This window comes from Lentzea sp. NEAU-D7 (assembly GCF_026242055.1).
GTDB lineage: Bacteria > Actinomycetota > Actinomycetes > Mycobacteriales > Pseudonocardiaceae > Lentzea.
Window position 1 is genome coordinate 302,496 of sequence record NZ_JAPJDL010000009.1, and the last position, 12,894, is coordinate 315,389.

The 12,894-nt window shown below is 70.2% G+C and carries 11 protein-coding genes; 3 read left to right on the forward strand and 8 right to left on the reverse strand.

The annotated features are described in order from the left end of the window. Positions 1–91: 91 nt before the first annotated feature. Complete coding sequence (locus ORI60_RS20775; protein WP_266039349.1) at positions 92–841, forward strand: hypothetical protein; 750 nt, start codon at positions 92–94, stop codon at positions 839–841. Positions 842–890: 49 nt separating this feature from the next. Here ORI60_RS20775 and purH read toward each other — a convergent pair whose 3' ends face one another. The 7 genes from purH to ORI60_RS20810 form a co-directional block, all read right to left on the reverse strand. Further along, positions 891–2,462 (reverse strand): bifunctional phosphoribosylaminoimidazolecarboxamide formyltransferase/IMP cyclohydrolase, encoded by a 1,572-nt coding sequence (purH, locus tag ORI60_RS20780; RefSeq protein WP_266039351.1) that lies wholly within the window; start codon positions 2,460–2,462, stop codon positions 891–893. Continuing rightward, positions 2,459–3,076 (reverse strand): phosphoribosylglycinamide formyltransferase, encoded by a 618-nt coding sequence (gene purN, locus ORI60_RS20785; RefSeq protein ID WP_266039388.1) that lies wholly within the window; start codon positions 3,074–3,076, stop codon positions 2,459–2,461. Before purN ends, purH begins: the two co-directional genes overlap by 4 nt. Before the next feature lie 45 nt (positions 3,077–3,121). Then, positions 3,122–4,648: a DUF6350 family protein gene (locus tag ORI60_RS20790; RefSeq protein ID WP_266039353.1), complete on the reverse strand. Its 1,527-nt coding sequence runs from the start codon at positions 4,646–4,648 to the stop codon at positions 3,122–3,124. A gap of 118 nt (positions 4,649–4,766) precedes the next feature. Further along, complete coding sequence (locus ORI60_RS20795) at positions 4,767–5,489, reverse strand: DUF5336 domain-containing protein (protein ID WP_266039354.1); 723 nt, start codon at positions 5,487–5,489, stop codon at positions 4,767–4,769. A 213-nt stretch (positions 5,490–5,702) separates the two neighbouring features. Beyond that, positions 5,703–6,590, reverse strand: coding sequence for a succinate--CoA ligase subunit alpha (gene sucD, locus ORI60_RS20800; RefSeq protein ID WP_266039355.1), 888 nt, complete (start codon positions 6,588–6,590; stop codon positions 5,703–5,705). Positions 6,591–6,595: 5 nt separating this feature from the next. Then, positions 6,596–7,762, reverse strand: coding sequence for an ADP-forming succinate--CoA ligase subunit beta (sucC, locus tag ORI60_RS20805; RefSeq protein ID WP_266039356.1), 1,167 nt, complete (start codon positions 7,760–7,762; stop codon positions 6,596–6,598). Between the two features lie 208 nt (positions 7,763–7,970). Further along, positions 7,971–9,650 carry a hypothetical protein gene (locus ORI60_RS20810; RefSeq protein ID WP_266039357.1) on the reverse strand — a complete coding sequence of 560 codons (1,680 nt, stop codon included), beginning with the start codon at positions 9,648–9,650 and terminating at the stop codon, positions 7,971–7,973. Positions 9,651–9,915: 265 nt separating this feature from the next. Between ORI60_RS20810 and ORI60_RS20815 the strand changes: the two genes are divergently transcribed. Both ORI60_RS20815 and ORI60_RS20820 read left to right on the forward strand, forming a co-directional pair. Then, entirely contained in the window at positions 9,916–10,797 is an 882-nt protein-coding gene (locus ORI60_RS20815; RefSeq protein ID WP_266039358.1) for an esterase/lipase family protein, read from the forward strand. Between the two features lie 208 nt (positions 10,798–11,005). Further along, positions 11,006–11,794 (forward strand): M23 family metallopeptidase, encoded by a 789-nt coding sequence (locus ORI60_RS20820; protein WP_266039359.1) that lies wholly within the window; start codon positions 11,006–11,008, stop codon positions 11,792–11,794. 241 nt (positions 11,795–12,035) lie between these two features. Here the strand turns inward: ORI60_RS20820 and ORI60_RS20825 are convergent, their stop codons facing one another. Continuing rightward, positions 12,036–12,260, reverse strand: coding sequence for a hypothetical protein (locus tag ORI60_RS20825; protein WP_266039360.1), 225 nt, complete (start codon positions 12,258–12,260; stop codon positions 12,036–12,038). Between the last annotated feature and the right edge of the window lie 634 nt (positions 12,261–12,894).

Sequence of the window (12,894 nt, forward strand, 5' to 3'; positions counted from 1 at the left end):
CGCCGGGGCGTCACCCTTTTGGTGGACACGGCCACACGCGTCCGGAAGGTCATCTACGGTGCCTTCAGAGCTACCTGGAACTGGGGAAACCGTGAACCAACCACCTCCGCACGGCTGGCACCGGCACCCGCAGCCGCCTCCGCCGCAGGGCTGGCAGCCACAGCAACAGCAGGGCTGGCAACCGCAGCAGGGCCACCCGCCCCAGCCCGGCTGGGGCCCGCCACGACCACCCGTGAAGAGCAAGGCGCCGCTGGTCCTCGGCATCCTCTCCGGCGTGCTGGTGCTCGGCGGCATCATCACCGCCCTCGTGGTCTACCTCGACGTCAACTCGGACGGTGGCAGCAACAAACGCGCCGACAAGCTGCCCGCGGCGTGCGGCACCGTCTCCGAGGCCGCGCTCGCCAAAGCGCGCACGACGAACCCGAACGGGCTCGGCTCGCGCGAGACGAAGCTGTCGAACGGCACGCACACGACCTGCGCGTGGAACCAGACCAAGGGCGTCGACGGCTCGGGCCAGCGCAGCACCACGCTCTTCGTCGTGCAGGGGCAGAAGGACGCGGAGGCCGAGTTCGACCGGATCGTCGGGCAGAACATGGCCAACACCCAGAGCACCCCGCGGCAGAAACCGCTCGAAGGACTCGGCGACCAGGCCACGGCGGTGCTGGCGGAGACGGACTCGGCGTTCACCGAGCTCTCGGTCGTCGTGCGCAAGGGCGACACGATCGTCGAGGTCGACATCTCCGGCTGGGACGCGGGCCTGTTCACCAACACCAAGCCCGACCCCGCGGAGCTCGAAGCCGCCGCGAAGGTCATCGCCGAAGACATGACCGCGAAGCTGTAGCAACGCGAAAGGGCCGCCCTCCAACGGAGAGCGGCCCTTTCGCGAGCACTCAGTGGGCGAAGTGGCGCGTGCCCGTCAGGTAGAGCGTGACGCCCGCCTGCTCGGCCTTCGCGATGACCTCGGGGTCGCGCACCGAACCGCCGGGCTGCACGACCGCACGCACGCCGGCCTCCAGCAGCACCTCGAGACCGTCCGGGAACGGGAAGAACGCGTCGGAGGCACCGACCGCGCCATTGGCCCGCTCACCGGCGCGCTTCACCGCGAGGTGCGACGAGTCGACCCGGTTGACCTGGCCCATGCCGACACCGACGGTGGCGCCGTCGTTCGCCAGCAGGATCGCGTTCGACTTCACCGCGCGGATCGCTCGCCACGCGAACTCGAGGTCCGCCAGCGTCTTCTCGTCCGCGGGCTTGCCGCACGCGAGCGTCCAGTTCGCGGGCGAGTCACCGTCGGCGTCGACGGCGTCGCGCTGCTGGAGCAGCAGGCCGCCGGACACCGGGCGCATCTCCGCTCCACCGCGGGCGGGGGGCTCGGCCACGAGGATGCGCACGTTCTTCTTGCGCTGCAACACCTCCACCGCACCGTCCTCGTAGGACGGAGCGATGACGACCTCGGTGAAGATCTCCGAGACGAACTCGGCCATCTCCACGGTGACCTCGCGGTTCGACGCGATGACGCCGCCGAACGCGCTGAGCGGGTCGCACTCGTGCGCCTTGCGGTGCGCGTCCGCGATGCTCAGCTCGGACACCGCGATGCCGCACGGGTTCGCGTGCTTGATGATCGCGACGCACGGCAGTTCGTGGTCCCACGCGGCACGCCACGCGGCGTCGCCGTCGAGGTAGTTGTTGTACGACATCTCCTTGCCGTGCAACTGCTTCGCGGACGCCAGGCCGGTGCGGCCGTCGCCCTGCGTGTAGATCGCGGCGCTCTGGTGCGGGTTCTCGCCGTAGCGCAGCACGCTGGAGCGGTTCCAGGTCGCGCCGACCCAGCCGGGGAAGCCGCTGCCCTCGTCGTCCGGCGCGAGCGCGTTGCCCATCCAGGACGCCACGGCGACGTCGTAGGACGCGGTGTGGCGGAACGCGTCGGCGGCCAGGCGCTGGCGGTCGGCCAGGGTGAAGCCGCCCTCGCGGACGTTCTCCAGCACCCAGTCGTAGCGGGCCGGGTCGACGACGACCGCGACGTTCGCGTGGTTCTTCGCCGACGCGCGGACCATCGCGGGGCCGCCGATGTCGATCTGCTCGACGCACTCGTCCTGGGAAGCACCCGACGCGACGGTCTGCGTGAACGGGTACAGGTTCACGACCAGCAGGTCGAACGGCGCGATGTCCATCTCGCGCAGCTGCTGGACGTGCGAGTCCTTGCGCAGGTCGGCCAGCAGACCGGCGTGCACGCGCGGGTGCAGCGTCTTCACGCGGCCGTCGAGGCACTCGGGGAACCCGGTGACCTGCTCGACCGGCGTCACGGGGACGCCCGCGTCCGCCAGCACCTTCGCGGTACCGCCGGTGGACACGATCTCGACTCCGGCCGCGTGCAGGCCGGTGGCCAGTTCCAGCAGGCCGGCCTTGTCGGAGACCCCGATCAGGGCCCGGCGGACCGGTCGCCTCTCGGCAGGAGTGCTCACGGAATGCTCACCTTTCGTCCGTTCACGGTGCAGCCCTCACGGGCGAGTCGGCCGACTGTCTCGACGAGCAGCCGGCGTTCGACGACCTTGATGCGTTCGTGCAGGGTCTCCTCGGTGTCGCCGGGTTCGACGACCACGGCCTCCTGCGCGAGGATCGGCCCCGTGTCGACGCCCGCGTCGACCAGGTGCACCGTCGAACCGGTGACGTGCACGCCGTAGGCCAGTGCGTCCCGCACGCCGTGCGCGCCGGGGAAGGCCGGCAGCAGCGCGGGGTGGGTGTTGATCATCCGGCCGCCGAAGCGGGCGAGGAACTGCTCGCCGATGATCTTCATGAAGCCGGCGGACACGACCAGGTCGGGCTCGTACGACGCGACCGCCTCGGTCAGCGCCGCGTCCCAGGCCGTGCGGTCGGCGTGGTCGCGCAGCTTCACGGCGAAGTGGGGCACCCCCGCGCGTTCGGCGCGCTTGAGGCCCTCGATGTTCTCGCGGTCGGCGCCGACGGCGACCACCTCGATCGGGAGGTCGGCGTCCAGCAACGCCTGCATGAGGGTTCCGGAACCGGAGACGAGTACGACGACGCGCGCCGGTGTGGGAAGCCGAAGTTCGGTGCTCAGCGTCTACTCCTGGTCGTTGCAGCAGCTCAGGAGCAGCCTAGGACGTCACCGTCCCGGCTTTCCGTCCAGGTCCTCCTCGGACTCCATGCCGAGCATTTCGTCGAACTCCGCATCAAGGTCCTCTTCTTCGGCGAGGTCCTCTTCGGCTTCCGGTTCGGCGTCGTCTTCCTCTTCGTCCCCAACGTCTTCGACGTCTTCGGACTCGTCTTCGCCCGGCTCGTCCTCGTCGTAGTAGTCGTCGTCCTCGAGGTCCTCGTCGACCTCGAACTCGTCGGCGTCCACGACTTCGAGCTGCTCGAACTGGTCGGTGAGCTCGTCGTCCTCGAACACGACGTCCGGGTCGCCGGCGGTCTCCTCGTCGAAGTCCGGCTCGACGAACTCGGCGTCACCGTCCGCCGCCACGGCCTTCCCGCGGCTGCCGGCGAGCCAGGCCACCAGTGCACCCGGCACGAGCACCCACAGCGCCACGAGCAGCGCGAGCAGGCCGGCCGGCACCGTCACGGGGTCGAACGCGCCGCCCGCCAGCCGTCCACCGGCCGTCGCGGCGAGCACGAGGCTGCCGACGCCCGCCGTGATCGCGGCCACCAGCACCGCGCGCAGCCGCGAGGTCGGCCGCTCGGACACCTTGCGGCAGGTCCAGCCGACCAGAACGCCGATCACCGCGCCGCCCGCCAGCACGGCCGGGCTCCACACGAACTCGTTCTCCGGCATGGCCGCCAGCAGCGGCACCGGCGGCACCTGGCCACCGACGAACTTCAGCGGCGTGACCACGACCCCGCCCATCGAGAAGCCCGCGCCCACGACGTACGAGAAGCCCGCGATGATCGCGTTCGGCAGGTAGCCGAGGCAGAGCAGGAACACGCCGAGGCCGACGCCGAACGACGGACCGGCTCCCGCGAAGAGCTCACCGGTGCGCGGCCACGAGGCCGCGAGACCGCCCGCCACCGCCAGTGCGCCAACGCTGACCAGCGCGAACAACGCCATGACGCCGGCACGCAGTCCGTGCAGCGCCACCGGGTCGAGCTTGTCGAACACCACCTCGTACAGGCCGCATCGGCGGGCGACGCCGATGGTGGCCGCGAGACCGGACACCGCCGCACACCCGAAGAACGCCACGGCCGGCGTGGCACGCACGACACCGTCGCCCATCACCAGCGCGATCGCGCCGCCGACGATCGCGTGCGATCCGGCGATGCTGAGCACCACGCCTCGGGCCTGCAGCGGTTCGTAGAGGCCCAGGCGGTCGGCGGTACCCGCGGCGGTGCGGGCGACCAGCAGCATCAGCAGCGCGGTGGGCAGCAACGGCAGCACGCCGAGCTGGCCCGAGTCGAAGCGCAACGGCACGTGGTGCGCCGCCAGCCAGGCGGGCGCGGCGGCGCTGAGCACCCCCGACGTGGAGAAGTCGGCGTACGTGGCCGTCGCGGAGACCAGCGCGAGGACCGCGGCGACCGCGGCGTATCCGACGACCACCGATCCGACCGCGGCGGCGACGAGCACGCGCATGCGTTCGGACCGCGAGAACTCCGGTGGGCGCACGGTGTTGACCTCGCGGGTCACATCGCGTTGCAGCACGGGCACTTCTCCACTGTGTCAGGCCGGCTGGGCCAATCAGGGCAGGCACGCCGGGTCATACGACAGGGGTGGCACCGGATAACCGGCACCACCCCTGAGGTCGAACGGTGTGCGGACCTTACTGCTGCGGTCCGCCGAAGCCGCCGGGCGGCGTGCCCGGCGAGCCGAACTGGCCCGGCTGCGGCATGAAGCTGGTCTGCTGCGGCGGCTGCCCCGGCTGTGCGGGCTGCTGCGGCTGCTGGCCGAACTGCTGCTGCTGGCCGAACGACGGCTGCTGCTGCGGGGCCTGCTGCTGCGGGAACGCACCGGACTGCGGGTGCTGCTGACCCTGCTGCGGGAACGCACCGGACTGCGGGTTCCAGCCACCCGGCTGGCCCTGGTTCGGATGTCCGGCGTACGGGTTCGCCGGCTTCGGCTCGAACTTGACGATGCCCTCGGCGAGCAGGAACGCGAGCACGACCGCGGCCGTCTCGAGCAGCGCGACGATGAGCAGGACGATGTCGAGGCCCTGCACCGACGGCGACTTGATGATGCCCTGCAGCTGCAGCAGCGTCTGCACGGCCGCCAGGACGGCGGCGACCGGGACGAAGCCCTTCGGCGTGTTGGGGAGCACCGAGAGGCCGGCGAGCAGGCCCGCGGCGAGCAGGTACGTCACGTTGCCGCTGACGTCGTCGGCGAACGCGACGAGGTACGCCACGAGGCCGAGACCCGCCGCGACGAGCGGGAGGATCAGGGCCAGGTTGATGTTGTTGGCGCCGGCGGCCCCGTGGGCCGGCGGCGGTGCCTGGTGCTGTGCCGGACCCGGCGGCTGCTGTTGGGGTGCGCCGTAAGGCACGGACATGTCGAGGTCTCCTCCTCAAACCAGGGTGCGTCGCGAGACGCTAACTGATGCGTTGCTCAGACGGTGACCGGCGCACGCCGGTTCCGCCATCCGAGCGACGTCCAGCCTCCAAAAGTACTCTGCCCCCGAACGCACGCGGGGACCTTTCGTACTCAATGTCGGTACGAAAGGTCCCCGCGTGCGGTCAGCACTCCCTGAGAGCGGAGCCGTGGGTCAGAGACCCTGCATGATCTCGCGCATCAGGTCGGCGGTCTCGGACGGCGTCTTGCCGACCTTGACACCGGCGGCCTCGAGGGCCTCCTTCTTCGCCTGCGCGGTGCCCGCCGAGCCCGAGACGATGGCGCCGGCGTGGCCCATGGTCTTGCCCTCGGGGGCGGTGAAGCCCGCGACGTAGCCGACGACCGGCTTGGTCACGTTCTCCTTGATGTACGCGGCCGCGCGCTCCTCGGCGTCGCCACCGATCTCACCGATCATCACGATTGCGACGGTCTCCTCGTCGGCCTCGAAGGCCTCCAGGGCGTCGATGTGCGTGGTGCCGATGATCGGGTCGCCACCGATGCCGATCGCGGTGGAGAAACCGAAGTCCCGCAGCTCGTGCATCATCTGGTAGGTCAGCGTGCCCGACTTCGACACGAGGCCGATCTTGCCGCTGCCCGCGATGTTCGCGGGGATGATGCCGGCGTTCGACTTGCCGGGGCTGATGATGCCGGGGCAGTTCGGGCCGATGATGCGGGTCTTGTGGCCCGTCGCGACGGCGTGCGCCCAGAAGTAGGCGGTGTCGTGCACCGGGATGCCCTCGGTGATGACGACGGCCAGCTCGATCTCGGCGTCGATCGCCTCGATCACGGCGGCCTTCGAGAAGGCCGGCGGGACGAAGATCACGGTCACGTTCGCGCCGGTGGCCTCCATGGCCTCCTTGACGGTGCCGAAGACCGGGAGGACGGTGCCGTCGAAGTCGACCTTCTCGCCCGCCTTGCGCGGGTTCACGCCACCGACGATGTTCGTGCCGGACGCGAGCATGCGCTTGGTGTGCTTGGTGCCCTCGGCACCGGTCATGCCCTGGACGATGACCTTGCTGTTCTCGTTGAGGAAGATAGCCATCTGACTCAGACCCCCGCAGCCGCGAGCTCGGCGGCCTTGGCGGCCGCGTTGTCCATCGTGTCGACAACGGTCACCAGCGGGTGGTTGGCCTCGGCGAGAATCGCGCGGCCCTCCTCCACGTTGTTGCCGTCGAGGCGGACGACGAGCGGCTTGGTGGCCGAGTCGCCGAGGATCTCCAGCGCCTTCACGATGCCGTTGGCGACGGCGTCGCAGGCGGTGATGCCGCCGAAGACGTTGACGAAGACCGAGCGGACGGCCTCGTCGCCGAGGATGACGTCCAGGCCGTTGGCCATGACCTCGGCGGACGCGCCGCCACCGATGTCGAGGAAGTTCGCGGGCTTCACGCCGTACTGCTCACCGGCGTACGCGACGACGTCCAGCGTCGACATCACGAGACCGGCACCGTTGCCGATGATGCCCACCTCGCCGTCGAGCTTGACGTAGTTGAGGCCCTTCTCCTTGGCCTTCGCCTCGAGGGGGTTCTCCGCCGCCTTGTCGACCAGCTCGGCGTGCGCCGGGTGGCGGAAGTCGGCGTTCTCGTCGAGCGTGACCTTGCCGTCGAGCGCGACGATCTTGTCCTGCGGGTCGCGGACCAGCGGGTTGACCTCGACGAGCGTGGCGTCCTCCGCGACGAAGGTCTCCCACAGCTTGACGATGACGTCGACGACCTGGTCCTTGACCTCGGCCGGGAAGTTCGCGGCGTCCGCGATCTCCTCGGCCTTGGCCGCGTCGACGCCCTGGATGGCGTCGATGGCGATCTTCGCGAGGGCCTCGGGCTTGGTCGCGGCGACCTCCTCGATGTCCATGCCGCCCTCGACGCTCGCCATGGCGAGGAAGGTGCGGTTGGCGCGGTCGAGCAGGAAGGAGAAGTAGTACTCCTCCGCGATGTCGGAGGCGGGCGTCACCAGAACGCGGTGAACGATGTGCCCCTTGATGTCGAGGCCGAGGATGGCCTTGGCCTTCTCCTCGGTCTCCTCGGCGGTGGAAGCGAGCTTCACACCACCGGCCTTGCCGCGGCCGCCGGTCTTGACCTGGGCCTTGACGACGACGGCCTGGCCGAACTTCGCGGCGATGGCCTTGGCGTCTTCGGGGTTGGTAGCCACATCGCCCGGCAGTACCGGGACGCCGTGGGCGGCGAAGAGGTCCTTCGCCTGGTACTCGTACAGGTCCACTCGGGTCTCCTGCGACGTCGGTGTCGGAACACCGCGCCTGGGTGGTCCTCAAGGGGCCAAGCGAACCCACTTGACGCGGCTGGGCCCAGACACTATCGAGCTGCAGGTACCGCTCGCACGCCACCACCGGTGAGGTCGGTCTCAACTGCGGTGAGGTCGATCACGCGCACGCTCACGTCGCGGGAGAACGCGCGTTCCAGGACACGTTTCAGCGGGTCGCGCGAGCTCCCGCCAAGCCGGCCGCGACCAGCAGAGCCGCGAGGGACGCCAGCGCGAGCCAGGTGCCGGGCGCGGCCACCGCTCCTTCCACCCGGTCGCCGGTCAGGGGCAGCTCCAACGCGCGCACGCCGAGCAGCAGGGCCAGGCCGGCGAGCGCGGCGGCACCGCGAGCGGGCCTCGACCTGAACACCAGCACGAGGTTGATGATCAGCACGATGAGGGAGATCAGCAGCGTCCAGGAGACCGCCGGGTCGGTGTCGGGCACCAGGCTCGGCGACGTGTACCTGTCGCCGCGCGTGGTCGGCAGGACGAAGGCTCCCACCGCGAAGAGCCCGGCGAGCAGCACGGCGCCCAGCTCGGCCACCGGCGTCTGCTCCCGCTCGAGCTCCCCGGCGTTCTCCCGCTCGACCGCGGCCGCGAGACCCGTGCAGGCCAGGGCCAGCAGGCCGAGCGGCAGCTCGACGATCATCAGCCAGAAGCCCGCACCCGGCTGCGCGACGCCCGCCTGACTCGCCGCCAGCACCGACTCGGTGGTGCCCGCCGCGGCGAGCTGCATGGCGAGGAACCCGCCCACCAGCGCCGGACGCACCACGGCCGCGGCGGACGGCACGAACATGAGGAGTCCGAGCACTCCGAACGCGAGTCCGGCCACCCACAGCAGGTTCACGGCCGCCAGGTCGGGCACCGTGCCGCCCGTGGTGAGGGTGAGCTGCGGGAGCAGCGCGCCGACGAGCATCGCCGCGGCGGCGGCGACGGCGAGGGCACCCGAGATGACGTGCATGCGCCGCAGCGTCGGCAGGGCCGGATCGCGCGTCTCGTCGCGCTCCCCGCGCAACACCCGCAGGGCGCGGCCCTGCAGCGGGGTGCCGAGCAGCAGGATCGCGGCGACCAGCGCGGTCACCGGACCCGAGCTGATGCTCAGGCCCGGGGCGAGGGTGCCGGCCGCGAGCCACGGCACCACGACGGCGAGGAGGGCCAGCGTCACGCCGATCGTGCCGCCCTGCCGGGTGTCCGGGTCGGGCGAGGTGGCCGAGAGCGCGGTGGCGAGGGGGACGGCGAGCGCGATGAGCAGACCGCCGGTGAGGCCGAGCACCGGCAGGTCCCACGGACCCCGGTCGAGCTGGAACGGGTCGGACGAGACGAACGGCTTGCCCAGCAACCCGATCCCGGCCACCGCGGCGATCAGCACCGGGAAGCCCACCAGGGTCGGCGGCTCCGACTCGTCCGCGGGCATGCCGGCGCGTCCGGCCGCGAGCGCTCCACCGGCGATCACCAGCAGGTGGCCCGCGACCAGCAGCCACACCCCCGCCGACGGCGTGACCGCGAGCAGGGTGGTCGGCCGGAGCAGTTCGGGGCGGGCCACGTCCATCGGCTCGAGGGCGACGAGCAGGTCGCTCAGCAGCCGGCCGACCGCGAAGACGCCGACGGCCGCGAGCAGCCCCGCCGCCACGAACGGGCGGCCGCGCATCAGCAGCACACCCGCGACGACCGGCGGCAACAGCGCCAGCAGTGCGAGCAGGGGCCACGACGTGAAAGCGGGTTCGGCGCCGTCGACCACGCCGAGCAGCGGGCCGGCGATCAGCAGGAGCGAGCCTGCCGCGGCGAGGGCCCACGACGTGCGCAACCTGGCGGCCGCGGGGGTCTGGTTCTCGAGCTCGGTGCGAGTCATCGCGGGCGAACCTAGCAAGACCCGTGTGTGGCCGGGTGTGGCCCGTGCGTCGCCGTCTGCGGCCCTGGATGGCCAGTTGTGGCCAATCAAGACGAAATTCGTTCGCATGTGGAAAACAGTCGCCGGGTACTCCTAGCCGGTGACTTCATCACTTACCGTCGCTCACATGAGCGAGAGCGGCCGGTCGTGGATCACGCGTCTGACTGACGCGGCTCTCGACCGCGCCGGCTGGGGCGTCCACACCGCCCGGGACGTCGCGGAGGAAGTGAAGGTCGCGCTGCGGGCGATGGCCTCGCCCGGCGGCGTGCGCGGGGTCGCGATGGAAGCGGCCTGGCTGACGGCCCACGCGGTGCTCTACCCGTGGGGCGCGATCACCGAGCAGCTGCGGCCGGACGGCCAGTACCGGCACTACCGCACCGACGTCCTGCCACCCCGCCAGCGAGGGCTGGTGGTTTCGGCGATGGACGCGGCGGGCACCCCGATCGTGTTGGTGCATGGCATCGGGGACAACCGCTCCGCCTTCGCGGTGCTGTCGGGGGCGCTGCGAAGGCGGGGCTTCGGGGTGGTTCACGCCATCAACTACAGCGTGCTGACGGCGTTGACCGGTGACGTCCGCCGTTCGGCCGCCCTGCTGGGCGCGCACATCGAGCGCATCTGCGAGCAGACCGGCTCCGATCAGGTGCACGTGGTCGGCCATTCGCTGGGCGGGCTCATCGCCAGGTACTACGTGCAACGACTGCACGGCGACGCACGCGTGCGCTCACTCGTCACTCTGGGTACACCGCACAACGGCACACTTGCCGCCTATTTGCTGCCCACGCCGCTGACCCGGCAGTTGAGGCCCGGCTCGGAGCTGCTCGCGGAGCTCGCCGAGCCCTGCCGGCCGTGCCGCACGCGCTTCGTCGTGGTCTGGTCCGAGATGGATCAGGTCATCGTCCCCCAGCGCAACGCCCGGCTGGAGCACTCTTCATTACTCGTCGAAGAGCACCAGATACGTGATTCAGGTCACCTGTCTTTGCCGGTTGACACGAGGACGCTTCACGTAGTTGTGACGGCCATCACCCGATCGGATGACTTGTCAACTCACCCCATCGCCGCTGGCGGTGAGGCGTGTCGGCCGTCTCAGGTCACCGATGGTCACAGTTGACAGATGAAACCTGCAGGTTGCCGCCCGTTGGAGGGACATAACGAACTGGGGTTTGCCCTCCGAGGCTTCCCGCCGTTATCGTCCCCCGGTCCGTTGTCACGGTCTGATCACAGAAGGACACCGAGTCAGAACCCCGAATCCTGACTCACCGGGAATCCCCCGCCCGGCGTCCACCCGATCAGGCTCCCCGAAGGCGGAAGGGCAAGCTTTGAGTCACCACCGCTCCCCCGGCGGCCATGAACGCAGTGCTGCGCTTGAAGAGGCAGTCGACCGCGCCACCACGCGCACGGTCAGCTCTCACCGGCTCCCCCCGCCACCGTCGGCGCTTCGCGGACGCATCGTCGTCGCCGCCGTCGCAGTAGGCGCGTTCGCAGCAGCAGGCGCAGGCCAGATCGGCCAGGCCGCCGCGGACGACAGCAAGGACGTCCAGCTCGCCAACCACGCCGACGGCGCCGCCACCTTCGACGGCATGGGCGGCGACACCGCCTCCGCGCCGCAGATCCTGGCGGTCTCCAAGACCACGGCAGAGGGTTCCGCGGAAGCCGCCAAGCTCCTGCGCAGCCAGCAGCTCACCACCGAGCGCGAGGCCGTCGAGGCCGAGAAGAAGCGCCCGAAGTTCTTCCGCCCCGCCGCCGGCGAGTTCACCTCCGGCTACGGCGGCCGCTGGGGCACCATGCACCTCGGCATCGACATCGCCGGCCCCATCGGCACCCCGATCGTCTCCGCCGCGGACGGCGTGATCATCGAAGCGGGCCCCGCGTCCGGCTTCGGCCTCTGGGTCCGCGTGCAGCACGCCGACGGCACCATCACCGTCTACGGCCACATGGACACGATCGGCGTCCGCGAAGGCCAGCAGGTCAAGGCGGGTCAGCAGATCGCCCGCATGGGCAACCGCGGCTTCTCCACCGGGCCCCACCTCCACTTCGAGGTCTGGAACCCGGACGGCCAGAAGATCAACCCGCTGACCTGGCTGAACGCCCGCGGCGTGACGGTCTGATCCAGATCTCTGGTCCAGTTCTCCGGTTCGGGATTTCTGGAACTACGGCTCAGCAGCTTTCTGACGGTCGTTCCGCGCCTGGCCCACCTCGTGGTGTGGGTCAGGGTGTTTGAGGCGGCTCAGGAGGCTCGTGTGGCCCAGGAGCCTCTAGCGTCGCTGTAGTCGCGCTCATGCCGGACGGGATCTTTCCTCGGGTACGTGTCACGGCTTTCGGAGTTGTGGCCCTGGGCGTTACTGCCCGCTACAGGTCCGGGCGGGCGAAGTAGGTCGCCGCTGTGCGCCAGACCGAGCACATGTGTTTGCGCCAGCGCGGGCCGCAGGCCTTGCAGGCCCCGCTCTCCGTTGGTTCGTGGTGGCGCAGCAGCGTGCGCCAGGCTTCGACCAGCCTGATGGTCGCCGGGGATTCCAGCTGGTCGAGGATTGCGAACACACGTTCGTGCAGGGCGCCGGCCAGTACGTGATCCAATTCGAGCTCTCCCGCCGGGGTTGTGGCCTCATGCGGTTGATGATGCTCCGGGGGTCTGACAATTTTTGGACGCGGTAGGGCTGACCTGCGTCGATCTTCGGACAGCCTGGGCCATCCGGTGCTGAAGACAGTGCGGCCGGACCGCTCTCCCGTTCGGTCCGGCCGCACTTCGCCGCGAAGTTGGGCCCCCGCCGTCCCTTCGCTCCCCTTCGTCTGCAGGCTGCTCGTTGTGCCTCGGACCGCCCCGAACGTTCCCTGGCTGTGCTGCTTGCGACACCCACATAGACGTACGTATCGGCCTGCCGTTGCGCTGGTTTTCTGGATTTTTCCGGATTTTCTTCTGGGTGGGGGAAGGTGCTGGTCAGCGCGGTGGGGGTGGTCCGGTTTGGGTGGGGATGGTGGGACTTGGGCGTTCCGTAAGTCGGGGGTTCCTGGGGCTCCGCCCCAGACCCCGCCAATCTGATCCGAAGCCGGGTCCACGCCGTGCGCGGGTAGATGGCACGCCTGTTGCGTTGGGCGGAGGCGCGTTGCGTAGAGGGGCGCGTTGGTGGGGTGGCTTCGTCACGAATCGAGCCAAGAGCGGGCCACATGTGAGTAGGGGTGTCAAGCGGACGAAAAGCGTGTCCGCTTGACA

Bases quoted from the DNA above. Each gene is read 5' to 3' on its own strand.
- sucD (WP_266039355.1), bottom strand. From the start codon at position 6,590: ATGGCTATCTTCCTCAACGAGAACAGCAAGGTCATCGTCCAGGGCATG.
- ORI60_RS20795 (WP_266039354.1), bottom strand. From the start codon at position 5,489: ATGTCCGTGCCTTACGGCGCACCCCAACAGCAGCCGCCGGGTCCGGCA.
- ORI60_RS20810 (WP_266039357.1), bottom strand. From the start codon at position 9,650: ATGACTCGCACCGAGCTCGAGAACCAGACCCCCGCGGCCGCCAGGTTG.